The sequence below is a fragment of the Ignavibacteria bacterium genome (assembly GCA_041649015.1).
Taxonomy (GTDB): Bacteria; Bacteroidota; Ignavibacteria; order Tepidaquicellales; family Tepidaquicellaceae; genus CAIKZJ01.
Map to the genome: position 1 here is coordinate 18685 of JBAZNU010000003.1, position 26448 is coordinate 45132.

General features: G+C 38.2%; 16 protein-coding genes. 11 read left to right on the plus strand and 5 right to left on the minus strand.

The genetic code is table 11. From position 1 onward, the window contains the following. Positions 1-108: 108 nt before the first annotated feature. Complete coding sequence (gene ppdK / locus WC644_05935) at positions 109-2907, plus strand: pyruvate, phosphate dikinase (protein ID MFA5011477.1); 2799 nt, start codon at positions 109-111, stop codon at positions 2905-2907. Positions 2908-2972: 65 nt separating this feature from the next. Here ppdK and gdhA read toward each other — a convergent pair whose 3' ends face one another. Continuing rightward, positions 2973-4331 (minus strand): NADP-specific glutamate dehydrogenase, encoded by a 1359-nt coding sequence (gene gdhA, locus WC644_05940; GenBank protein ID MFA5011478.1) that lies wholly within the window; start codon positions 4329-4331, stop codon positions 2973-2975. Between the two features lie 206 nt (positions 4332-4537). Continuing rightward, positions 4538-7699 carry a DUF4175 family protein gene (locus tag WC644_05945; GenBank protein ID MFA5011479.1) on the minus strand — a complete coding sequence of 1054 codons (3162 nt, stop codon included), beginning with the start codon at positions 7697-7699 and terminating at the stop codon, positions 4538-4540. Positions 7700-7850: 151 nt separating this feature from the next. Between WC644_05945 and ptsP the strand changes: the two genes are divergently transcribed. The 6 genes from ptsP to WC644_05975 all read left to right on the plus strand — a co-directional run bounded on the left by ptsP (position 7851) and on the right by WC644_05975 (position 16030). Continuing rightward, a complete protein-coding gene (gene ptsP, locus WC644_05950; protein MFA5011480.1) occupies positions 7851-9590 on the plus strand; it encodes a phosphoenolpyruvate--protein phosphotransferase in 1740 nt (579 codons plus the stop codon). Next, on the plus strand, positions 9587-10645 hold the full coding sequence (locus WC644_05955) for a bifunctional phosphoglucose/phosphomannose isomerase (protein ID MFA5011481.1): 1059 nt from the start codon (positions 9587-9589) through the stop codon (positions 10643-10645). Before ptsP ends, WC644_05955 begins: the two co-directional genes overlap by 4 nt. 98 nt (positions 10646-10743) lie before the next feature. Then, positions 10744-12195 carry a response regulator gene (locus WC644_05960; protein ID MFA5011482.1) on the plus strand — a complete coding sequence of 484 codons (1452 nt, stop codon included), beginning with the start codon at positions 10744-10746 and terminating at the stop codon, positions 12193-12195. A gap of 14 nt (positions 12196-12209) precedes the next feature. After that, complete coding sequence (locus WC644_05965; protein MFA5011483.1) at positions 12210-14633, plus strand: heavy metal translocating P-type ATPase metal-binding domain-containing protein; 2424 nt, start codon at positions 12210-12212, stop codon at positions 14631-14633. Continuing rightward, complete coding sequence (gene ccoS, locus WC644_05970; protein ID MFA5011484.1) at positions 14633-14797, plus strand: cbb3-type cytochrome oxidase assembly protein CcoS; 165 nt, start codon at positions 14633-14635, stop codon at positions 14795-14797. Before WC644_05965 ends, ccoS begins: the two co-directional genes overlap by 1 nt. A gap of 27 nt (positions 14798-14824) precedes the next feature. Continuing rightward, the gene (locus tag WC644_05975; protein ID MFA5011485.1) at positions 14825-16030 is read left to right on the plus strand and encodes an aminotransferase class I/II-fold pyridoxal phosphate-dependent enzyme; all 1206 of its coding nucleotides are present in this window, start codon (positions 14825-14827) and stop codon (positions 16028-16030) included. A gap of 59 nt (positions 16031-16089) precedes the next feature. On the opposite strand, the gene lhgO is transcribed toward WC644_05975, so the two are convergent. Beyond that, positions 16090-17289: an L-2-hydroxyglutarate oxidase gene (gene lhgO, locus WC644_05980; GenBank protein MFA5011486.1), complete on the minus strand. Its 1200-nt coding sequence runs from the start codon at positions 17287-17289 to the stop codon at positions 16090-16092. A 6-nt stretch (positions 17290-17295) separates the two neighbouring features. After that, a complete protein-coding gene (locus WC644_05985) occupies positions 17296-17949 on the minus strand; it encodes a hypothetical protein (GenBank protein MFA5011487.1) in 654 nt (217 codons plus the stop codon). Positions 17950-18598: 649 nt separating this feature from the next. Between WC644_05985 and WC644_05990 the strand changes: the two genes are divergently transcribed. From WC644_05990 to WC644_06000, 3 genes are all read left to right on the plus strand, one after another. Then, a complete protein-coding gene (locus WC644_05990; protein MFA5011488.1) occupies positions 18599-19885 on the plus strand; it encodes a Glu/Leu/Phe/Val dehydrogenase in 1287 nt (428 codons plus the stop codon). Positions 19886-19949: 64 nt separating this feature from the next. After that, a complete protein-coding gene (locus WC644_05995; protein MFA5011489.1) occupies positions 19950-21680 on the plus strand; it encodes a PEP/pyruvate-binding domain-containing protein in 1731 nt (576 codons plus the stop codon). Beyond that, positions 21677-24844 (plus strand): PEP/pyruvate-binding domain-containing protein, encoded by a 3168-nt coding sequence (locus WC644_06000; protein MFA5011490.1) that lies wholly within the window; start codon positions 21677-21679, stop codon positions 24842-24844. Before WC644_05995 ends, WC644_06000 begins: the two co-directional genes overlap by 4 nt. Before the next feature lie 14 nt (positions 24845-24858). On the opposite strand, the gene WC644_06005 is transcribed toward WC644_06000, so the two are convergent. Continuing rightward, the gene (locus WC644_06005) at positions 24859-25728 is read right to left on the minus strand and encodes a metallophosphoesterase (protein MFA5011491.1); all 870 of its coding nucleotides are present in this window, start codon (positions 25726-25728) and stop codon (positions 24859-24861) included. 186 nt (positions 25729-25914) lie between these two features. Here WC644_06005 and WC644_06010 point away from each other — a divergent pair, with 186 nt between their 5' ends. Then, positions 25915-26265 carry a hypothetical protein gene (locus tag WC644_06010; protein MFA5011492.1) on the plus strand — a complete coding sequence of 117 codons (351 nt, stop codon included), beginning with the start codon at positions 25915-25917 and terminating at the stop codon, positions 26263-26265. Positions 26266-26448 lie beyond the last annotated feature (183 nt).

Here is a 26448-nt window from a genome sequence, read left to right on the forward strand (position 1 = left end):
AGATTCGAACGAAAAACCAAGTCCCGACTGTTTTTTGACTGTAAATTGTTGTTTAAAATAAGTAATTTTAACGATGTTCTTATTTAATATTAATTAATATTTATTATTATGTCCACAAAATATGTTTATTATTTCGGCGGTAAAAAAGCCGAAGGTAAAGCAAACATGAAAAATTTGCTTGGAGGAAAAGGTGCAAACCTCGCAGAAATGGTTAATATTGGATTACCGGTGCCTGCAGGATTTACTATCACTACAGAAGTTTGTACAGCTTACTATAAAAACAAAAAGAAATATCCAAAAGAATTAAAAGGTCAGGTCTTAAAAGCACTCGAAAAAACCGAAAAACAAATGGGTGCTAAATTCGGCGACAGCGTTAACCCGCTGCTGCTTTCCGTCCGCTCTGGTGCAAGAAGCTCTATGCCCGGAATGATGGAAACTGTTCTGAACGTTGGTCTGAACGATATTACACGCGAGGGTCTTATCGCAAAAACAGGAAACCCAAGATTTGTCTATGACTCGCAGCGTCGTCTTATTCAGATGTACTCCGATGTCGTCATGGAAAAAGCTGCAGGTATCGAACCCGCAGAAGGTCAGAGCGTTCGCCAGCAGCTCGAAAGAGAACTTCATAAGATGAAGGAATCAAGAGGATGCAAACTCGATACAGACCTTACAGCCGACGACCTTAAAGAACTCGTCTCAATATATAAAGCAAAAGTTTTTGAAGTACTCGGCAAACCATTCCCCGAAGACGCTATGGAACAGCTCTGGGGTGCAGTCGGTGCTGTGTTTTCAAGCTGGAACGGTAGAAGAGCAATCTCTTACAGAAAAATTGAAGGTATTCCCGATGAATGGGGTACTGCAGTTAACGTCCAGTCAATGGTGTTCGGTAACATGGGCGATTCTTCCGCAACAGGCGTTGCCTTCACGCGTAATCCTGCCACAGGTGAAAATTATTTCTACGGCGAATGGCTCGTTAACGCTCAGGGCGAAGATGTTGTCGCAGGTATTAGAACCCCAAACCCTATCAATGAAGTCGGAAAGAGTGAACATAATATGCACCTCGATTCTCTCGAAGTCGCAATGCCCGATGTTTACAAGAAATTACATAAGATAGAACTTAATCTCGAAAAGCACTACCATGATATGCTCGACCTTGAATTCACTATTCAGGAAGGCACGTTATACATGCTTCAGTGCAGAGTCGGCAAAAGAAACGGTGCCGCAGCTGTAAAGATGGCAGTCGATATGTACAAAGAAAGACTCATTACAGCCGAAGAAGCCGTTATGAGAGTCAGGCCCGATCAGCTCGATGAACTACTTCATCCCGTCTTGTTGCCCGCAGCTGAAAAAGCTGCACACCTTATGACTAAAGGTCTACCCGCAGGTCCGGGCGGAGCAACGGGTCAGGTTGTTTTCACCGCTAACGATGCTGTCGAATGGCGTAAAGCCGGCAAAAAAGTTATACTCGTTCGCGAAGAAACTAACCCCGAAGATATTGAAGGTATGAGAGCCGCAGAAGCTATCCTTACTGCACGCGGTGGTATGACCTCTCACGCAGCACTTGTTGCACGCGGCTGGGGTAAATGTTGTATCGTCGGTGCTGGCGCAATTGAAGTTAAACTCGATGAAAAATATTTCAAAGTCGGTGATACGGTTGTCCGCGAAGGCGAATGGATTTCTTTGAACGGAACAAAAGGTGCCGTTTATGTAGGTCAGCTTGAAATGATGGATGTTGATGTTGAGAATGAAAACTTTTCAAACTTCATGAAGATCTGCGATAAGGTTCGCGTAATGAAAGTCCGTACTAATGCAGATACACCCGAAGATGCCGCAAAGGCAAGAAGCTTCGGCGCAGAAGGTATCGGACTCTTCCGTACAGAGCACATGTTCTATGGCAAGAACTCTGAAGAGCCTCTTTTCCTTCTCAGAAAAATGATAATGTCAAATACCGAAGCAGAAAGAAAAGCAGCTTTGGAAGAACTCTTCCCTTACATCAAACGCGATATGAAGGGAACCATTGAGGCAATGGATGGCCTGCCTGTTACAATCAGAACTCTCGATCCGCCGCTTCATGAATTTGTTCCTAATAACGAAGTAGAAAGAATAAGGCTTTCTGAAAGTCTCGGTATCTCACTTGATGAATTTAATCAAAGAGCAGATGGTTTGCATGAAAACAATCCAATGCTCGGACACAGAGGCGTAAGGCTCGGTATTACATACCCCGAAATAACAGAAGTGCAGATTCGTGCAATCTATGAAGCAACCGCAGAACTTATTCTTGAAGGTAAAAAACCTTTGCCCGAAATTATGATTCCGGTTACCTCAACTTCGCGCGAGTTAAAACACCAATATGTTATTATTGAAAGAATTTATAAACAAGTCTGTGAGAAGTTCGGACTAAAAAGCTTCAAACGTATGACAGGTACGATGATTGAAATTCCAAGAGCTGCTCTCGTAGCAGATTACATCGCTAAATACGCGGAGTTCTTCTCTTTCGGTACTAATGACTTGACACAGATGGCATTCGGCTTTTCACGCGACGATATTGGTGGTTTCCTTCCAGATTACATTAAGCAGAGGATTCTTCAGAACGACCCGTTTGAAGTCATTGATAGATTCGGTGTTGGTGAACTTATGAGAACTGCTGTTAAACTTGGAAAAGCAACAAGACCCAATATTAAACTTGGTATTTGCGGTGAGCATGGCGGAGAACCGAATTCAGTTGAATTCTGTCACATGCTTGGACTTTCTTATGTCAGTTGCTCTCCTTTCAGAGTACCTATAGCAAGACTTGCGGCTGCCCGTGCGTCAGTTGAACATAAACACGGTGAATTATTTACATCAAAGAAGATTAATAAAAAACCTTCTCCTAAAGTAGTGGGAAAAAATAAATCTAAGAAGAAATAATTAATTCATAAATAACAAAAAGGCGGGTTACACCGCCTTTTTTGTTTATACTGTTAATTGTAATGTTACACTATTCCCTGATCCATCATTGAATCGGCTACCTTTAAGAATCCCGCAATGTTTGCACCATTTACGTAATTGCCCGGTGTGCCGAATGCTTCCGCTGTATCATGAGCTGCTTTATGAATGCTCTTCATTATTCCGCGAAGTTTTGTATCCACTTCTTCTCTTGACCAGCCGTATCTCAATGAGTTCTGTGACATTTCAAGTCCTGATGTTGCTACGCCCCCTGCATTAGCTGCTTTGCCTGGACCGTAAAGTATCTTCGCATCAATGAATTGATTTACGCCTTCGATTGTCGTTGGCATGTTTGCACCCTCTGATACAAGTTTAACACCGCACTTCAGGAGGTTTGCTGCATCCTTTCCGTTGATTTCATTCTGAGTCGCCGCTGGGAACGCACAGTCTGCCTTGTGGTTCCAGAGCGGATTGTAATCAAGCTTTGAATCTACTGGTGTGTAAACTGCTGACTTGAATTTCTTTGAATACTCTTCAACTCTTCCGCGTTTTACATTTTTAAGATCCTTCAGATATGCAAGTTTTTCTCTGTCAAATCCCTGTTCATCATATATGTAACCCGATGAATCTGAACATGTCACTGGCTTTCCGCCGAGATCTAATAACTTTTCAATAGCATATTGTGCTACGTTACCGCTTCCTGATACTAAACAGGTTTTGCCTTCATAAGTATCATTCTTTGTTGCAAGCATTTCTGCACCGAAATATACTGTACCATATCCCGTTGCTTCTGGACGTATTAAAGAACCGCCCCAGTTTAATCCCTTACCTGTTAGAACACCGACAAATTCATTCCGGAGTTTTTTGTACTGTCCGAATAAATATCCGATTTCTCTTCCGCCGACACCTATATCACCCGCAGGTACGTCTGTGTTTGCACCTATGTGTCTGAAAAGTTCACTCATGAACGATTGGCAGAATTTCATTACTTCATTATCACTCTTCCCCTTTGGATTGAAGTCAGAACCTCCTTTACCGCCGCCCATCGGGAGTGTTGTCAGTGAATTTTTGAAAACTTGCTCAAACGCAAGAAACTTTAAAATCCCAAGGTTTACTGAAGGGTGAAATCTCAATCCGCCCTTGTAAGGACCTATTGCGCTGTTCATCTCAATCCTGAACCCGCGGTTTACTTGTACATTCCCTTGGTCATCCAGCCATGGAACCCTGAATAAGATTACTCTTTCAGGCTCCACTATTCTCTCAAGAATCTTGTACTTGATGTATTCAGGTCTTTTTTGAAGAACTATCTCAAGTGATTCAACGACCTCTGTCACTGCCTGAATAAATTCCGGTTGTCCTGCATCTTTTTGTTTAACATTTGCAAGAACTTCCTGTGCATACGACATAAAAAATTCCTTTCTTTGTGATTTAATTATAAATGAGGTATAAAATTGTTCGGAGAAAAATCTTTCTTGAAGATACAATATAAATGAATATTCATCTGGTATTAATAATTGAAGAAAATTATACATAAATCATAATCGAAACAATGCATAATATTTTCATATTTATTGGGAATTATAAAAGGGAATTATTCGGTCAGGCCGGTCGGTTATCTGTTTTTAATCAGCTTGTTGTATTCCAGTATTAATTTTTCATAATCTTCATAGTAACTCTCTTTCTCCAGTCTCAACAGCTCCTCTTTTAGCGAGTTCTCCGTTCTCGGTCCGCTTATTACAACTTCTCTTGGTGATTGTCTGCTGTAACTTTCTCCCGGCTTAGACTCCCTTTTCTGTTCAAAGTCTTTTTCTCTTTGCGAAAGTCTTGCATCAAGCATCCTCGAAAGTATTCTGTTCTGTCTCTCAAATAGTTTCTCATCAACCTCATATTCGCTTAATTGTCTTACGGTTTCCTGCATTTCTTTCTCAACTTCTTTCAGGTCGCCTAAAAGTTTTTCTCCTGATCTTTGTTGTTCTCTTTCAAATTCTTCATTTAGTTGTTCAAGTGATTTCTGTGCCTCCATCTGTTCAATTCGTAATCTGTCGAGCTGTTCCTTCTGTATTTGTGAAAGTTCTTCCTTACCTCCCTTTCCGTCTCTTCCTACCTGTCCGTCCTGTCCCATCTTGTTCATCTTACCGTTTACACCTTGCTGCTGTCCGATTATCTCTGCAAGCTTTTGCATTAGCTGACCCATCTTGCCGTCGCCTTTGCTCCCCTTTCCTTGCTGTTTACCCATTTTGTCAAGCATATCTCCGAGCATCTTTGCTGCATTATCAAGCGATTCTTTTGCTTTGCCCTGATTGCTCATCGCGCTGTTTTTCTCTCCTTGCATTAAATCCTTTCCAGCCTTATTCATCTTATTGTATGAATTCCCCAGTTCCTTTCCAAGCTCTGGAGAAACCTGCATCCCGTCCTTTGTCGCATTCATTAGGTCATTAATATTTTTCGATAACTCCTGTTGTATTTCTCCTTGATCTTTTGCGAGATCGTTAAAATCCTCTTTATCGCTTTTGTCTAATTTACTCGTCTCGTCTTTTATATCCTGTTCCTTCTCACTTAGTTCTTCCAGGTTCTTCTTGATTTGCTTAAGTTTGTCCATCATCTTATTTTGTGTATCCATATTGCTCATTGCACTTTCTAATGAACTCTGCATCTGTTCGTTAAACTCTTCAAGGTCTTTTGATATTTCTTCTTGTGTCTTTTCCGATAGTTCTTTCTGCTGCTTGAATAAGTCTTTAGAGGATTGTTTCATTTTATCCTCCGTCTTCCTTTCATTCATCTTTTTTAAGAGATCTTCCAATTCTTTAGGGCTCATTTCTCCCTTTGTGTTTTTCATATTCTCTGTAAGCTTCTTCATATCTTCTTTCAGCTTGTTAAAATTCTCTTGTATCTGTTTCTGCTTATCACCCAGCGTGTTCATCTTTCCTTCATTATTTTTATCTGCGTTCTCTGTTTCTTTACGAAGTTCTTCCTGTGCTTTTGTAATGTCATCAAGTTTCTGCGTAAGCTCTCCCATCTTCTGCAGGTTCTCTATTTGCTTCATTAGCTCCATTACCTGCTCAAGTTGTTTCTTAAATGTTTCTTCATCAAATTTAAGATTGTCTAAATCACGTTTCATTTCTTCGTTGCTCTTCTTCATCGCCTCCTGAAGTTTCCTTAACATATCCCTGAATTCTGGTGTGTTAATTCTCTGAAACAGCTCCTGTAACTTCATAAATTGCTCAAGCGTCTTTTCGCTTAAATTCGGATTTTGCTTCAGGTCGTTCAAAGTCTGGTCAATTTTATTCTGTGCATTCTCGAGGTTTTTCTGCAGATTCTCTACCTTGTTCTGAAGTTCCTTTTTTCTCTGTTCGTTTATTGCATTTTCTTCTTGAGTCTTCTTTATTTCGTTTATGTTTTTCTGTAAATCTTTAATCTCATCAAGTACTGCTTGGAAATCAGATTTTATTTCCCTCGTCGAACTCTCGAATTTCTTTAGCACTTCAGTACTTTTTGCAAATGTGAGTTTTCTTAAATCGGATTTTGCTGACTTGCCGGAATTATCTGTTACCTCCATGTAATATTCTGTTTGCATCCCCCTGGAGCTAAAATTAAGAAGCCACAAATAAGATACTTCCAGCGATGTTGCATCTTTATTCTCTATAAGTATTTCTATCTGGTTGAAATTACCTCCTGCCGCGGACACATTATTACCGCTTCTGAACCATAAAACAAGCTTCGAGAATCCGTAATCATCGCTTATTATAGTCTTAAGTTCAATTTCTTTCTCGTTAAATAAAGAATAGTTTGCATCCCTCGGCTGTACAATGGTTATTTTCGGAGGTTCATCCGGTAGAACTCTTATTGAATACTTTTTCCTCTTGAGGTTTTCTTTTCCCTCGGTATTTTTTAATAGAATATAATATTCCCCGTCTTTGTCCGCTCTGAATTCTCCCGTAGCCGTAATACCGGAAATATTCAATGGGGTCTCTGTTCCGTTATACATAATTGACGCATAACTTAGATTATAAACGCTCTCAACAGTTATATTTATTATGCTACCCTCTAAACAGACAACGTCCCCATTGTTTTCTTCCTGTGTTTTTTCGGGAAGCTTTGTGTACTCAGGATATTCTATCGTTAAATAAAACCTTTTGATAAATCCGTCTTCTTCTTCCGTCGTGTTGTTTAAGAAAGTATTGTTAAATTCTGTATTATAATTTATAAGTCTGTTAAATGCTTTTGATAGTGTCGGTACAAGCACTATCAGCATAATAGTAGTGAGCAGCAAAGCAAAAAATATCGCTGCATATTTTTTCAGCTTCTGAACATCAATAATGACATTAAAATCTACCGTCTTTGATTCCTGATATACTTTTTCAAGATTCACCTCTGCAAGATTTTCTGATGAATATACTCCGATGTTGGTATTCTTGCATATTGAAATCGCATTTCCCAATTTATCTTTTATATCCGGTAAAAACCTCCCGATTTGCAGCGAATATTTAACAGAGTCAAACCTGTTCTTGTTAACGCTGAGTACGTAAGAGAGTATTATATATGTGATGGTTGTGAGAAGTGTTATTATGTATAAAAAGAAAACCACTTTCCTTGCCGCTGCAGAAAGCTGAAATACAGCTTCAACTCCCGATAACAGTAGCACAAACAACGTATATATCGATAAGACCGCCACAATGCTAATTACAGCCATGAAAACCCGTTCTTTCCTGAATACTGAAAATAGAAGATTCTCCAAATACGTTAGTTTCGGCTTTAGTCTCGCTGTGTTATCCATATAAAATTTAAACGCTTAATAAACTCATAATGTTTCAATAAAATAATACATGTTTCTTCAAACATAAATATATTTAATAAATCCAAGATGTATTTATTTATACTTTGATTTTTTATCCGTAATTCTTGATTTTATTAGTAATTCAGAACAATTGCATAGAGAAAAAACATATAAAGGAATACCCGCATCACAGGGTATATCAATCGGCAAAGCATATTTGTACAAACGCCAGCAGATTAATATTAATACTGCCGTTATTAATCCGTCGGAAGTCGACAGCGAAGTTAATATGCTTAGGAATGCCGTGGAGGTATCACTGAAAGAGCTTAACAAAATCTATGCAATTTCCGTTGAAAGAATTGGCGAGAAGAATTCGAAAATATTCGAAGCTCAGCTTGAAATTTTAAAGGACAACATTTTCCTGGAAAGCGTTATAAACAGGGTTAGAAAGGAACTCCATTCCGCAGGTTTTGTCTTCAACGACGAAATTGAAAAACTCGTTGCCCTTTTTCTCAAATCGGAAAATCAATATATGCACGAACGCTATGCTGATATGATAGACGTGAAAAACCGCGTTATCCGTAATATGAAACGTGATAAGCTTGTTTCCAAAGTTGAAGAAAACTCTATTATTTTCGCTCATGAACTTTCTCCTGCCGATACAATTCTCTTTAGCAGAAGAAAAGTTATGGGGTATGCTACCGATACAGGCGGTGTTACTTCTCATGCGGCAATTATCTCGCGTGCCTTGCGTGTTCCCTCTGTAGTTGGCTTGAAAGTTATTTCTAAGCACATTAATTCTGGCGACAGCGTTATTGTTGACGGCTCTGAAGGCTCGGTTATTGTTAACCCGACTGAAAAAACAATCGAGTTGTATTCGCAAAAACAGAAAGAATATAAATATCACGCTCAATTACTCGGTGAACTGACTGTTAAACCGTGTGAAACTACTGATAAAAAGCGGATAGAAATAACTGCCAATATTGAATTTCTTGAAGAAACAGAATTCCTGCGGAATTGCGGCAATTGTGGTATCGGTCTCTATCGCACCGAACACTTGTTCATGGAAAAAGGTGATTTTCCCTCTGTTGCTGAACAGATTGAAGATTATACCCACATCTCAAACATTACTTTCCCAAAGAAAGTTACTATACGTACTTATGACCTTGGAGGTGATAAAGTGTTTACGGAAAATCATAAAGAACTGAATCCTTATCTCGGATGGAGGGGTATTAGAATGTGTCTCGATCGCCCTGAGATTTTTAAATCGCAGCTTGAAGCTATTCTGATTTCATCAACAAAGAAAAATATAAAGATAATGCTTCCTATGATTGCTTCTTTGGATGAAGTAAGAAAGACAAAAGAATTGCTTAAAGATGTTAAAAAGTCCCTCGATAAAAAAGGTGTATATTATGACAAAAATATTCCTCTCGGCATAATGCTCGAAGTTCCTTCTGCATTCATTCTCGCAGAGGAGCTTGCAACTGAAGTAGATTTCTTCAGCATCGGTACAAACGACCTTATTCAATACATTCTCGCAGTGGACAGGGGAAACGAATATATTTCTCATCTTTACCAGCAATTCCATCCGGCGGTTATTCGTGCACTCGATAAAATCGTCAAAGGAGCACGGAAGCAAAACCTTAAAGTTAGTATATGCGGAGAGCTTGCCTCCGTTCCTCTCGCAGTACCCGTTCTTGTTGGACTTGGTTTAGATGAGCTAAGTGTCCTGCCTTCAATGTTTAACGAAATTAAACAAGTAGTTAGGTTAATTAGCTTTGCTGAATCAAGAGAATTGGTTGATAAATTGCTGAAACTGTCCACGGAAGAAGAAATAACAAAGAATATAAATAATTTTTTTGACAGTAAAATCAAACCCCAAATATTATGATTAATAAAAAGATTATTTCTCGTATTGATAAGCAAAATATGTTTAAAGTACTTTACGATTTCCCCGTTCAGATTTGTAATGCGGTGGATATAGCCGCTAAAGTAAAAACAAATAAGGTTAGTGCTAGAAATTTGAAAAATGTTATTGTTAATGGTCTCGGTGGCTCTGCTATAGGAGGCGATTTGCTGAGAAGTTTTGTAGCAAATGAAATCAGTGTCCCCGTTTTTGTGAATAGAAACTATACTCTTCCCCAATTTGCAGGGAAAGATACTCTTGCAATTATATCTTCTTATTCAGGTAATACCGAAGAAACTATTTCGGCATTTAATGATGCACTCAAAAGGAAATGCAGAATTATCTGTATTTCAAGCGGTGGAGTGGTTGAGAAGCTTGCTAAAAAGCACAAGAAACTTCTTGTGAAAATTCCCGGCGGTCTGCAGCCCAGATGCGCTCTCGGATATTCTTTCTTTACTCTCCTTGTTTTGTTCACAAAATTGAAATTTATTAAAGATAAATCTGCAGATATAAACGAAACCCTGGTTGTACTCGAACAGTCCCTTGATGAATTTTCAAACCTTACATTCGATTCTAACCCGGCACTACAGATTGCTGCTTTACTAAAAGATAAACTTCCTGTTATTTATTCCTCGGTAGATGTTCTCGACGTTGTGAATTTACGCTGGCGTGGTCAGATTTCTGAGAATGCAAAAATACTTTCTTACGGAAATCTCTATCCCGAAATGAACCATAATGAACTTGTAGGCTGGAAATTGAACAAAGATATCCTTAAAAAAATTAACGTTATATTCCTTGAAGATATTTTTGATAATCCACGCATTAAAATGCGTATGAAAATAACCGAAAAGATATTAAAAAAACATGCAGCTAATATTCTTCATCTAAGCAGTGATTGTAAATCTAAACTCGCTCGTATTTTTGACCTTATTTTTCTTGGTGATTGGGTAAGTTATTATCTCGCAATTCTAAACGGAGTTAACCCGACACCCGTTAACGCTATTTCTTATCTTAAAAAAGAGCTCGATAAAATTAAATGAATATGATAGTCTCTTGAATGTTTTAATAGATTTTATTTCTTTATAATTGCATAAAGTATTCATTTTGCATAAATTAAGGTTAACTAATATTCCGTAATATGACTAAAGAGAAAAACAACTATTCTGCTGCTGCTCTTAAAATCACGTTTATTTATCTTTTGTTGAGTATGCTTTTTGTGGTGTTTATGATTAACTCTTATAAAGATACATTAAGCAATATCGTGCTCGGGATTTCCTTTGCAGTCATTACTTCCGTGGTATTTTATTTCCTTATAAGTCAGTTCTTAAAGAAAGAAATACAACCGCCCGTTGAAAAACCGGTCAGTGAGATTAATTATAAGGAAAAATATGAGGAAGCACAAAAAGCTCAGGCGTATTCAGAATTAATGAATAATGCTAAATCCCAGTTTCTCTCAAACATGAGCCAGGAAATTCGGATTCCAATGAGCGGGATTATCGGAATGACAGAACTGATGATGCTTTCAAACCTTACTAAAGAGCAAAAAGAGTATCTCGATATTATTAATTATTCCTCTAGCACTCTGCTTGCTATTATTAACGACATCCTCGATTTCTCAAGAATCGAAAGCGGACAGTTGAAACTGGAATCCATTGAGTTCTCAATAAATGAACTTATGCAGAAAACTTCCCAGATTCTTGAGTTCGAAGCGAAAAGGAAAAATGTAGCATTGACCGTTAACATCGACCCTAAAATTAATTATAATATTCACGGCGACCCGCTTCGTATAAATCAGATTCTTATTAATCTTGCTAAGAATGCTATTAAATACACAGATAAAGGAACCGTTGCTCTTTCCTTAACCGAGATTAAACGGATAAACAACAAAGCCTCGTTGTGCATTACTGTTAAAGATACAGGGAGAGGCTTTGATGCGGATACAGTGAAAAACTTATTCGGGTCTCTTGACGAATCAGGAAAAACTATTCTTGATAAAAATTTTCGCTATTCAGGTTACGGATTCGGTGTCCCAATTATTAAACATCTTATTGCTTTAATGGATGGTGAAATGTCCGTTAAAACAATTTTAAATGAAGGTTCTGAAATAGCCGTTAATCTTCCGTTTGAAATATCCGCAAAGGAGGTTGTTGATTATCAGCAATCAGCACCCACAAAGGATATTCCGGAAAAACAGAAAACAGAAAAACCTAAAGAAAAGGTAAGTATTCTCGTTGCCGAAGATAATATAGTCAACCAGAGGCTGGTAAAAGAACTTCTTTCGCGGAAAAATTATGACGTTACTATTGTTGAAAACGGTCTTAAGATTTTCGATGTACTCGAAAAATCAAGGTTTGATTTAATATTAATGGATATTCAAATGCCTATTATGGACGGCTTGGAAGCTACTTCTATTATCAGAGAAATTGAAAAAGGTACGGGTAAACACATTCCTATCATCGGGATTACTGCCTATGCTGTTAAAGCTGACAAGGAAAAATGTTTGTCCGCTGGTATGGATAACTATATGTCAAAACCATTCGTAAAAGAGGAATTTTACAAAATGATTGATTCCTATGTATCCGATAATTAAACACTTCTGATTCTATGAGCTCTGACTCTGTAAATGCAGGAAAAGATATTCTCTGTTTCCACTGTGGTGATATTTGTAAGGACGATTCAATCAATATCGACGACAAGAAATTCTGTTGCCGCAGCTGTAAGCTCGTGTACGAAATTCTGCAGGAAAATAACCTCTGCAAGTATTATGATTTGGAAAATCAACCTGGTAACTCACCTTCCGTCAGAAGTAATATAAAATATGAGTATCTCGACGATGAAATTACGAAGAAGCAAATGCTCGATTTCAGCGACGGTAAAATTAGTACTGCAACTTTCTTTATTCCTCAGATGCACTGCAGTTCGTGTATATGGCTGCTCGAAAACCTTTATAAACTCGATAGCGGGATCACTCATTCTCAGGTGAATTTTCCTCAGAAGAAACTTGTATTCAAATTTCTTGAAGAAAAAACCTCTATCAGAAAAATTGCCGAACTACTCGATTCTCTTGGCTATGAGCCGCTTATTAACCTCGATGCAACGGAAAGAAAATCAAAACAAAAACATATTAAAAGCCTTTATTACAAAGTCGGTGTTGCAGGGTTTTGTTTCGGGAATATTATGCTTCTTAGTTTTCCGGAATATCTCGGACTTGAAAAGTTAACCGATCCGGAGTTTCATAAATTGTTCGGATATTTAAATCTGTTTCTCTCTTTGCCTGTTTTCTTCTATTCAAGCTCGGAGTATTATTTGTCAGCGTATAAAGGTCTGAAAAATAAAATTATTAATATCGATTTCCCTCTGTTCCTCGGTATTTTTACTGTTTTCATAAGAAGTGTTTTTGAAATAGTAACTCAGTCAGGCGCAGGGTACATGGATTCCATGTCCGGTCTTGTTTTCTTTCTTCTCATTGGAAAAATATTCCAAAGCAAAACTTATGAGGCTATGAGTTTTGAAAGATCTTATAAATCATATTTTCCTCTTTCTGTAACTGTTATTAAATCTGTAAACCACAAAACTATTCCTCTCGCTAATCTCAAAGTGGGGGATAGAATTTATGTTAGAAATAACGAGGTCATTCCTGCCGACTCCATTCTGTTCAGGGGAGAGGGCAATATTGATTACAGCTTCGTTACTGGAGAGTCTCTTCCGGTTCAAAAGGTTCTTGGAGAAATTATTTATGCCGGAGGCAGGCAAATTGGCAGTGCAGTTGAACTCGAAGTCTTGAAAGAGGTCTCTCAAAGCTACCTGACCCAGCTGTGGAATAGTGATGCTTTCACGAGGGTTAAAGATAGCAGGCTCGTTAGTTTCTCCAATGCTATTAGTAAATATTTTACTCTTGCCGTTCTGACTCTGGCATTTGCATCCGCTGCGTATTGGATGCCCGTTAGCTTTGACATGGCGGTCAATGTATTTACAGCAATCCTCATCGTGGCGTGTCCATGTGCTCTTGCTCTTGCAATTCCGTTTGCTTATGGAAATGTTATGAGAATTTTCGGGCGGAATAAATTCTATATTAAAAATACAAACGTAATAGAAAAACTTTCAAAAATTACATCTGTAGTTTTTGATAAGACAGGTACTTTAACTCAAAGCACAAAATCTGAGATAGTTTTCATTGGCTCTCAACTTGATTATAATCAGTTAATTCTTGTTAAATCTTTATCTACTCAGTCAACTCATCCGCTAAGCCGGAAAATTTTTGAGTTCTTATCAGATTTTGAAATAATTGAGGTTAAAGAGTATAAGGAATTTACAGGCGCTGGAATTGTCGGAACACTCGGCAATCATGTTGTTAAACTCGGTTCCGAAAGTTTTGTTAATGATGTTCAACCTCTTTCCCGAATGACTGGCGAAGTAAACTCATCAAAAGTATTCTTAAGCATCGACAATGATTATCTCGGTTATTTCAGCATCAGTAATGCATACAGACAGGGTTTATCGGAATTGATAAATAATCTTGAAAAAGATTATGAACTTCATTTGCTTTCTGGCGACAACGAAAGCGAAAGAAGCTTTCTGAAGTCTTTCTTTAAAGACCCTTTGCATATGCATTTTCACCAGTCACCTGAAAACAAACTTAAATACATTAAAGCTTTGCAGAATGAGGGACAGGAAGTCCTGATGATTGGCGATGGACTTAATGATGCCGGTGCACTCAAACAAAGCAGCGTGGGTATTTCAATTTCCGAAGATGTTACTAATTTCTCCCCTGCCTGCGATGGTATTTTGAACTCCTCCGAGCTTTCAAAAATTTCTGATTTGCTGCGTTTCTCAAAGGACAGCGTTAAGGTAATCATCGTTAGCTTTGCCCTTTCGTTTTTGTACAATATCGTTGCTCTTTTTTTTGCTGTTGAGGGACTTTTGAAGCCGATTATTGCGGCAATCTTAATGCCTGTAAGTTCAATCTCAGTTGTTGTACTTTGTGTGGTAGCAACAAACTATCTGTCTAAAAAACGTAATCTTAAATAATGTCTGTCATTGTTGTCTTAATTGGAGTAAGCGTTCTCGTCGCACTTGGATTCTTGGCGGCTTTCCTGTGGGCTGTGAAGTCTGGTCAGTATGACGATAAATATACCCCGTCCGTTAGAATGCTGTTCGACGATAACGACAAAAAAGAAGAAAATAACAACTAGTTCTTTTAATATTTAAATATCACGATTATGAAAAAATTTGACCCCAGTGTTGCCATTCATGATTATCTTGTGTTTGGCGAATTTGGTGACGTGAATCCGTCAATAACTGATTCTTCAACTTTTACGTTTCTTTCTACCGATAAAATGTCAGAGATTTTTGAACATGAGATAGAGGGATGCTTCCTCTATTCGCGTCATTGGAATCCGATTAATAAATATCTTTCCGATACTCTGGCAAGGTTCGAAGATACTGAGTCTGCACAGGTTACTGCCTCTGGTATGGGCGCAATCAACTGTGCCATTATGCAGCTATGTAATGCTGGTGACGAAATTATTTCTAGCCATACTATCTATGGCGGTACTTATGCTTTATTTAAAAACTTCCTTCCGAAGTTTAATATTAAAGTTAAATTCGTTGACATCACAAACCTTGCACAAGTTAAACGTGCGGTAACTAAGAAAACTAAAGTTATCTATTGCGAAACCATCAGTAATCCGCTCCTTGAAATTGCCGATATACCTAAGCTTTCTAAAATTGCTAAATCAGCAAAAGCTAAGCTAGTTGTCGATAATACTTTCTCGCCTATGATTGTATCTCCCGTAAGGCTTGGTGCCGATGTAGTGATTCATAGCATGACCAAATATATTAACGGTACAAGCGATTGCGTCGCAGGATGTATTTGCTCTTCTCATGATTTTATTTCAAAACTGAACGATGTCAACAGCGGTGCTTCGATGCTTCTCGGTACCGTACTCGATAGCACCCGCGCCGCAAGCATTCTCAAGAATCTTCATTCTTTGCATCTTCGACTTCAAAAACATAGCGGGAATGCAATGTACATGGCAACTCAGTTTAAAAAACTCGGCATTAAAACTTATTATCCGGGCTTCAAAAACCACAAAGGTCATAACACCTTATTATCAATGATGAACAAAGGATTTGGCTTCGGTGGTATTGTTGCTATAGACCTCCTCGATGAAGTTAAAGCAAACAATCTTATGGAAATGATGCAGCTCGAAAAAGTTGGCTACCTTGCAGTATCACTCGGCTATTTCAAAACTCTATTCAGCTCGCCAAGCCATAGCACTTCATCAGAAATACCCGAAGACGAGCAGAAAAAAATTGGTCTCGGTAAAGGTCTAATCAGATTCTCTTTCGGTCTCGATAATAATATACCGGAAACCTTCGACAGAATTAAGAAGTGCATGAAAAAACTAAACATTATTAAATAATTATATATAAACATGTTATTTCTCCTTCCCAAGTTTTTGCTTGGGAAGGAGGTGTATAATTACTCCCCACTCACTCTCTCAACAATCGCCTCTCCAATAGCTAAACACGACGTCGCCGCAGGCGATGGTGCATTGCAAACATGCAGAACATTCTTATTTTCTATAAACAAAAAGTCATCAACAAGCTTCCCGTCTATATCGCATGCTTGAGCTCTTACACCCGCTCCACCTTCTGCTAAATCGTTTTTGGTTATTGCAGGTGTAAGTTTTTGAAGTGCACGGGTAAATGCCGGTTTTGAAAACGACCTGTAATACTCCATCAATCCCGTTTTCATAAACTTCCCCGCAACCCTCTGAAAACCTCTCCACGATAAACTGTTAATCAAATCTCCAAAGTCAATATCAAACTTTTTGTATCCCTCTCTCTTAAAAGCAAATACCGCATTCGGTCCCGCTTCAATTTCTCCGTTCATCTTTCTTGTGTAATGTACACCAAGAAATGGAAAATTCGGGTCGGGCACAGGGTAAATTAAATTCTTCACAAGATAAGATTTCTCTTTCTTTATCTTATAATACTCTCCCCTGAATGGTATGATCCTTATTCTTAAATTCTTGTTGTTAAGCCCCGCAGCCTTATCTGCCTGCAAACCGCAGCACGTTATCAGTTTATTTGCAGTGTAATAATTCTTATTTGTTCTTACCTCAACCGAGCACTCATGTTCTTTTATCATCGTAAGTTTTTCTTCAAAAATAACCTTCCCTCCGAGACTTAAAATGTTCTCGTAAATTTTATTCGATACAACCTTGTAGTCTATTATACCCGTCTGCGGAACAAATATCCCCTTAACGCCAGTCACATAAGGCTCCAGCTCCTTTAGCTCCGTCTCGTTCAGTATTTTAAGCCCCTCCAAACCGTTATCGTTTCCTCTTTCATAAAGAGTCATCATCGCTGGTATCTCTGAATCATCTGTCGCAACAATCACTTTCCCGCATATGTCATAAGTCACTGCATTTTCATCACAGAAGTCCAGCAGCATTTTATAACCCCTAATGCAGTTCGTCGCCTTCAAACTACCCGGCTTATAGTAAATCCCTGAATGTATCACTCCGCTGTTGTTTCCCGTCTGATGCCGTGAAACCCCCGGCTCTTTTTCTATAAGAAGTAGTTTAATATTCTTGTTCTTTTTCAGAATTGTATAAGCTGTAGCCAGGCCGACTATACCGCCGCCCGCTACTATCACCTCAAAACTTCTATCCATTATTAATTAATGATGGTGAGTTAAAAAAGGTAGGAATGAAACAATACCCAATATTATCAATATTATTCCTGTTATTAGTTTCTCGTAATGTTCAAGAAAATGAAGTTTCATGTTCAATGAGTTCAGACTCTTCCTGCTCAGTTCCACAACTACTATCATTACAGCAACCGTTACAAAAAGATATATTAGAGATAACATTATTATTCCGGCCCATCCCTCGCGTCCTGCCGTGAAATAATATGCCTCTATTTCTATACACGGCGAAAAAAACATCATCGTACTTAAAGCAGTAACTATCGCAGCCTTCGATTTCTTAGATGCCTGCTTTATCTGCTCTGGATTGATGTGGCAATGCGTGTGTGATTTGTTCCTCAAATTCTTTATAATAAAAAACAGTCCCAGTCCTATTAATATTATCGGTGCGTAATATGTCGCCACATCTTCAACCTCGTGCTGTAGCTTGTATCCTATGAACCCGATTAATATTCCTATAATTACCGTACTTAAAGTATGTAAAAATCCTGTCAGCATTGTCACCTTCATTGTCTCCCGTTTCGTCCAGTTTTCTGATTTGCTTACCGCCGCAATCGGAAACCAGTGGTTCGGTATCAATGCATGTGTTACGCTTAATAATAAACTTCCAATAAATAAATCTAACAACTCTATAAATCTCCCGTAATTTTTAAATATTAACCTTATCGGAACATTATTTCAGTTCCGATTTTCTGTTCATTTAATAAATTGCAATTTATACATATTGCAACATAGTAGAAATGTAAAAAATACTGTTAATGCATTCTTCTTTCTTTAATCAGTATCGCGGACAACATTCTTTTTTATCTTATAAATTTATATAATATCGTCTCTTGACAATTACAAAAAATTATTGTATATTGGAACAAATTAATTGAACACTTTGTTAGTATTAATAACGATTCAAAATCGAAGTTTTCCCCTGCTCTTTTATAGATTATCACTTAAAACACCCCAAATATTATATAATAAAACATATATTTAATCTATTTACCGCTCCACAACCACTCTAAACGCACTTTACCTCCACGTCAACTTCGCTCTAACTATCTCCTTCTTGCACCTTATTTAGCTCCTGCTTGGCTCTAAAACATGTCCCAATAATATAAAACTGTAATTTCATTTCGCTCATTTTCTCCATCAGATTTTCCCTCATAGATTACAGGGTTATTAATTTTTATACTGTAAATGCGGATTAATCTTGATATATTTGCATATATCTGATTCATCTACTTAAACAAAATTCTACAATATAAACATTTTAAGGACTAACAAAATGGCAACAAAAAATTTCAATGCTTTTGCAATGGCTCAGGCACAGTTTGATAACGTAGCCGAGATTTTAAATTTAGACCAGGCAACTCGTGATTTGCTTAGAACACCCATGAGAGAATACCACGTCTCTATACCTATTAAAATGGACGATGGTACTTCGAAAGTTTTTAAAGGATTTCGCTGTCAGCACAACGACGCTCGCGGTCCCAGCAAAGGCGGGATAAGATTCCACCCCCAGGAGACTATAGATACCGTTAAGGCTCTTTCTATGTGGATGACCTGGAAATGCGCTGTTGTTGATATTCCGCTCGGCGGTTCTAAAGGTGGCGTCATCTGTGACCCGCACAATCTAAGCATGAGAGAACAGGAACAGATTTGCAGAGGCTGGGTTAGACAAATTTCTAAAGATATCGGTCCGCTCAGAGACGTACCTGCTCCTGACGTTATGACTAACGCTCAGCACATGCTATGGATGCTCGATGAGTATGAAGCTATCAATGGTGCAAAATATCCCGGTCTCATTACAGGTAAACCGGTCGGGATGGGCGGCTCACTCGGTAGAACTGAGGCAACGGGTTACGGTGTGATTTTCACTCTCCGCGAAGCTTTAAAGGAGATGAAGATTGATCCTAAAAACACTACTGCAAGTGTTCAGGGTTTTGGAAACGTTGCACAGCATGCTATTGATTTATACACTAAGCTCGGAGGTAAAGTTGTAGCAGTCTCCTGCTGGGACCAGGAAGACCAAACATCTTATACTTTTGTTAAGAAAGACGGCATTGACAGAAACACTCTTCGGGGGATTACTGATAAATTCGGCGGTATAGATAAAGAAAAAGCTAAAGGACTCGGATATCAGGTGCTTCCCGGTGAAGCCTGGATTGAACAGGATGTTGATATTCTTCTTCCATGTGCGCTCGAGAATCAGGTCACGGGCGAGACTATTAAGAAGATTAGTAACAAGGTTAAGGTTATTGCAGAAGGTGCAAACGGTCCCACAACACCCGAAGCAGATGCTGTCATAAAGCAAAAAGGTCTTATGGTCATTCCGGACTTCCTCGCTAATGCAGGCGGTGTGACTTGCAGCTATTTTGAACAGGTTCAATGCAACATGAATTATTACTGGGAAAAGGAAGAGGTTTTAAGCAAGCTCGACCTTAAGATGACAGCTGCTTTCCTTGCTGTAAGTGAACTTTCCAGAAAGAAAAAGCTTTATATGAGAGACGCTGCATACGTTATAGCTGTTGACAGGGTTGTTCACGCTTGTAAAGATAGAGGTTGGATTTAATCCGTTTATGAATTTAAAACTCCCGCTCGTTAAACGCGGGAGTTTTTGTATATAATACTATATTATGAGTAACTACCATAGTTTCTCGAGATATCAAAGAAAGTTTTTTGATGCCGACGATGACTTTACTATTATTGGTAACGGCTCTATAGGCGCTAAAGCTAAGGGTTTAGCTTTTATTAAAAAGCATCTTCTCGAAAACAAAGAAATCAAGGAGTTTAAGGATTTCATTGTTACAATTCCCCGCCTTACAGTTATAGCTACAGATTTTTTTGACGAGTTCATGGTTTTAAACAATCTTTACGACGTTGTTTACTCCGACGATTCCGATACTTACGTTGCTCACAAGTTCCAGAAAGCAGAACTTCCCGTTGCTCTTGTCGGTGACCTGCGCTCTATAGTTACAAATCTTTCAACCCCTCTAGCTGTGCGTTCTTCCAGTTTGTTCGAAGACGCTGTTGACGAACCCTTTGCGGGCATATATGCGACCAAGATGATTTCTAATAACCAGCTCGACGAGGATACAAGGTTTAAGCGTCTGATTGAAGCCGTAAAACTGGTCTATGCCTCTACTTTCTTTAAAAAAGCAAAAGACTACATGGCTTCGGTTTATAAACGCCCCAAAGATGAAAAGATGGCAGTTATCATTCAGGAGGTTGTTGGTGATAGATACGGCGATAAATTCTACCCGATGATTTCAGGTGTTGCACGCTCTTATAATTTCTATACTACCGGCAAGTCGAAACCCGAAGAAGGTGTGGTAAATCTTGCTCTGGGTCTTGGTAAGACTATTGTTGATGGAAGCGTTTCATGGACGTTCTCGCCCGCTTACCCGAATGTGTCTCCTCCGTTTAGTTCGATACGTAACCTGATGGATAATACGCAAAGAAAGTTCTGGGCTGTAAATATGAGTAAATCCTGCCTGTACGACCCTGCTAATGAAGAAGAATATATGGTACATACTGATATTAATGAGGCTGAAACAGATGGTACCCTCGACCTTGTTTGCTCTACTTATGATGCGGGCTCCGATAGGATTAAACCGGGTATTAGTATAAATGGACCAAGGGTAATAAATTTTAATCCTATACTTGACCTGAATATAATATCATTAAATCCCGTTATTAAAAAATTATTAAAAGTAAGCGAAGATGTTTTAGAAGCTGCCGTAGAGATTGAATTTGCCGTCAATATTAGTGATGACAGGAAAGTACTTCCACGATTTGGATTTCTGCAGGTTAGGCCTATGACAGTTACAAACGAGACGGTTAACATTGAGGGGCATGAGTTTACTGAATCTCTGTTCAATTCAAACTTTGTGCTCGGAAATGGTGTAGTGGATTTTATTGATGATGTCGTTTTTTTAAAGCCGGAAGTTTTCGATATAGCCCGCTCGAAGGATATTGCTCTGGAGCTTGAATCAATAAACAAGATTATGAAAGCTGAAAACCGCAAGTATCTTTTAGCCGGTTTCGGCAGATGGGGAAGCTCTGATGAATGGCTGGGTATCCCGGTTGAATGGGCGCAAATTTCAAACGCGAAAGTTATAATCGAAGCTATGCTTCCCAGCTTTAATGTTGAACTGAGCCAGGGTTCTCACTTTTTTCATAACATTAATAGTTTTCAGGTGCTATATTTCTCTATTAAATCCGACAGGGTTGAAAACATTGATTGGTCATGGACTTTAGATTCAGAAACCAAACATGAACTAAACTTTACTAAACATATAAAACTTAAAAAACCTTTAATAATAAAAGTTGACGGCAGAATCGCAAAGGGGGTTATCTTAAAATGAGCAAACAGGTTTCAATAGAAAATATTCTGAATGAACTGAAAGAAAGGGCAAAAGAACTGAATTGTATCTATAACATAGAAGAAACTCTCAAAGATTTTGAACTGCCCCTTAAACAGGTCCTCTCTGCTCTCCCTGATATTATCCTTACTGGTTGGCAGTATCCTGAACATACAAGCGTTTTGATTCATCATGATGACATCAATTATACATCCAAAAATTTTTCCGAATCGAATTGGTTTCAGGTCTCGGATATTTTTATTGATAAAAAACTCGATGGTTACATAAAAGTGTTCTACAAATCCGAACAATCTGATTCCGATGAAGGTCCTTTCATGAAAGAAGAACGCAAACTTCTCGACACCGTTTCAGGTAAAATTGGTCAGTATATTTTTCATAAAAACCTTAAAACGCTCTTCTCAACCTACGGCAATAATGGAAATGCTATAATTGAAAGTGCAAGCGAAAAGAAGTGGAAAACTATAGTTGACCTCCTTAAAGAGACAGATAGAAATCTTTACATTCTAATCGCAAGAAAAATGATGAACCTCCTTTACTGGAGCGGTATCAGTGAAGCCGGTAATCTTTTGAAAGAAAACGGCGAACAGTTTAATGAGGATTCTGACAGCAGTATTGATGATAATAAACCCCTTGCAAAACTTAAATTCCGTGAAATCACGGACGAGGTGTTTCGTATCGCATCTGAACATTTAAGCGAAGATGAGGTCCTTTCAAGACTTGAAAAATGGATTCAGGAAGAAAAGTCAAGTAATCTGCTCGGTAAACTCGAAGACCAGGGCTCTTCGCTTAACGAGATATACGACGCACTCCGCCGTTATATAAGTAATTTTCCCGAATATACAAAACTTGTAAGTGAACTTGATAAGAGTCTGAGAGTCTCGCTTACCAGAAGATTTCTTTCTGACAGCCTTACTTTTATCGCGGTTGCTAAAAAGTATATTTCAATTCATGACTTCGATGAAATATTCAAGAATATTATTTTTACAGCAAACAGTCATGGTAAGCTCGGCGGTAAAACATCGGGTCTTTTCCTTGCCTCAAACATACTTAAAGAAGAGGTTCCTGAATTATTCGAAAAGATAAGACTTCCCAAGACTTATTTTATCGCTTCTGACGGAGTAATGGATTTTATACATTACAATAATCTCGAAGAGGTTTTTGAACATAAATACAAAGACTTTGAAATTATCAGACAGGAGTATCCTTATATTGTACAGCTGTTCAAAAATTCAAGTTTCTCTTCCGATATGATTAAGAGCCTTTCAACTATGCTCGATAATTTTGCTGAGGTTCCGCTTGTGATTAGAAGCTCGACATTGCTTGAAGACGGAGTAGGCTCATCATTTTCGGGAAAATATAAAAGCCTATTTATAGCAAATCAGGGCTCAAAGCTAAAACGTTTGGAAGAACTTACGTCTGCTATTGCTGAGGTCTATGCTTCTATCTTTAACACAGACCCTATAGAATACCGTGCGGAACGCGGGCTGCTTGACTATAATGAACAAATGGGGATTATCGTCCAGGAAGTCGTAGGAAGAAAAGTCGGTAAATATTATCTGCCGGCTTTTGCTGGTGTTGCGTTTAGTCATAATGAGTTCAGATGGTCTCCGAGAATAAAAAGAGAAGATGGCTTGTTAAGACTCGTTCCTGGTCTCGGTACAAGAGCTGTTGACCGCATTGGCGACGATTACCCCGTTCTTGTTGCTCCCGGTGTTCCCGGACTTAGAGTCAATATTACCGCAGAAGATGTATTAAAATATTCTCCGAACAAAGTTGACGCAATTAATCTCGAATCCAGTGTATTCGAATCCATTGATATTCGAGACCTGCTTAAAGAATACGGTAACGAATATCCGGCCGCTGATAAAATATTTTCTGTTTATAAAGACGGTCAGTTGAAGAAAACTTTCCTGGTAGATTATCAGGATGAATGCGATAATTCTATTGCTACTTTTGATAATCTTATCAACAATACATCTTTCGTTAAAGATATTAACACTATTCTGAACACTTTAAAAACATGTATTGGGTATCCGGTGGATATTGAATTTGCTTCAGACGGAGATAATTTCTTTCTTTTGCAATGCAGGACTCAAAGTGCTTTCGGAAAAACCACTCCCTCTCCTATACCAAAGGATATACCTCCTGAACAGATTGTATTCACTGCAAACAAGCACATCTCTAACGGTCGCATTGCTGATGTAACGCATGTTGTTTATGTTGACCCTGACTCTTATGATAGCATTTCCGAATTGAAAACTCTCCAGGAAGTAGGTAGAGCCGTTGGCAAGCTGAATAAAATACTGCCGAAACGTCAGTTCATCCTAATGGGTCCCGGAAGATGGGGAAGCCGCGGTGATATTAAACTCGGTGTTAATGTGTCTTATTCTGATATTAACAACACTTCAGTTCTGATTGAAATAGCAAAGAAGAAGGGTAATTACGTCCCCGACCTTTCTTTCGGTACCCATTTCTTTCAGGACCTTGTTGAAGCATCTATTAAATACATACCGCTCTATCCTGATGAAGAGAACATTCTCTTTAATGAAAATTTTCTCAAGAACTCTTCAAACATCCTAAAGGAAATATTGCCTGAATATGAACACCTTAGCGATACGATTAAAGTTATCGATGTTAAGAAAAGATGTGAGGGCAAAATTTTAAAGATACTTCTGAATGCTGATCTCGATGAAGCTTTGGCTTATATTGCAACTCCAACCGATACAGGAGAACAATACATCGTTCCGAGTGACGTCGAAGAAAAACGAACGGATGTTCATTGGAAATGGCGTCTAAGAATGGCAGAAAAGATTGCATCTGAGATTGATCCCAAAAGGTTCGGCGTAGTTGCCTGTTACGTGTTTGGCAGTACTAAAAACGCAACGGCAGGATATGGAAGTGATATAGATATGTTGGTGCATTTCCGTGGTGATGATGAACAAAGGAAAGAACTTGAGGTGTGGTTTGAGGGCTGGGGCAAATGCCTTGCCGAAACGAATTATCTTAAAACAGGCTACGAAATGTCGTCGTTACTAGATATACACATCATCACCGACAAAGATATAGAGAATAAAAATAGTTACGCTGTTAAGATTAATGCTGTAACTGACCCGGCGCGCGAATTGAAAATGAAAACAGAAAACTAAGTATTAATTTAATTTTATACTAAAATACATTCTGCTTTTATTGTTTCTTCGTTTATTGAAAAACGAACGACTGATAGTTCTCTTTTATTCGTAGAAGCATTTATACAATAAGTCCTACCTATTGTGTCATGCCACTCACCTGTAATGCTCGTTGATTCGTGTATATGTCCATGAAGTGTCAGAAGTGGCTGATTTCTCTGAATAAATCTGTGTATTGCTATGCTTCCTGCATGATCATCAGGTTGTACGTGGTCAACCATTTTCCCGTTTGTGTTAATCCTGTCAAGCTTTGTGTTATATGGTGGTGAGTGAAAAAGGAAAATAGACCTTTTAAAATCCATTCCTTCTGCAAGTCTTTCAAGGTCTTCTGCTATTGTTTCATGTCTGATTATATGTTGTTCTTTCTTTTCAGACCTGAAGCCCTCTTCAGGTGAAACACACCCTACATCAACAAACCGGGAAACATCGTATTTCTCCCAGTCTTTCAGAAGAAACGGAGTTGGCGGTACATAAGCATAACCGGCTATATCATACTCATTGTATTTATAGACCCTTTGGTTAATATATTTCCAGAGACCAATTTCCTCAAACTCTACATATTTTTTCTCGAAAATCTTTGGGTCATCATTACCTTCAATTACAAGAATAGTTGGAAAGTCTTTTCCCATCTTTTCTCTTAATTTTGTAAGCTTTACTTTCAAATAATCCTCAAGGAAGTCTCCGTTAGTTCTCTCATCGCTTAATATTGAAATACCGGATGGCAGTGTATCCCCCCCTATAAGTACAAGCTCGGGTATATCTTCGTATATCAGCTCGCATAATTTGTCACATCTCGATTTTCTTCCATGAAGGTCTGCAACAAAGTAAGCTTTTTCAATCGGCATAACTATAATTTTTCTCCAAACTATATATTTAATAAAAGTAATTCTATTCACAAATAAAGGGCATAAGCATTATCACTTAAGCATTCTTTATTCTTCCGGTGCATCGAATTGTGACTTGCTTCATATTTTATTAATTATATATTTATTAATAATCTACGTATTTTATAAACTTTAACTATATTGGAAATGAAAACTCTAGCTAAGTCTTTGGTTGCTTGCGTCATTTTACTCTTTTTGTTTCTTCTTACTGACGCCTATTCTCAACAATCCGTCTATGGTGAACAAACAAAGGGTACTTCGGGTAAAAATGCAGAACTTAATTGCGACGGAATTTCATTATCTTCTACTGCTACTATTGTTAAAGTTACTGGTAGCAATGACGGATTTTGGATCGCCGATAGCTATGGTGTTCTCGTGCAAAACTTTAGCTCAATGGAGGAAGCAATCGGTTATCAACTAAAAAAGGGTACATATTTTGTGTATCCAAATCTGAAATCAAATCAAAATAAAGCATCTGTTAAAGTTACTTTTAACTGACGTTTTAAAAGTAAAAAGTTATTGATGGAAAGCGAATGGGATTCTATATTTACATTTAGTAAATGTAAATATGGAATTCTATTTTTGTTTTAAATTCTATATAGTGTTCGTTAATCAACTTATTCCCACTTTGTTTATCCCTGTTTTATCAGTCTTCAAAAGAGTATTTTGCACTCTAATTTA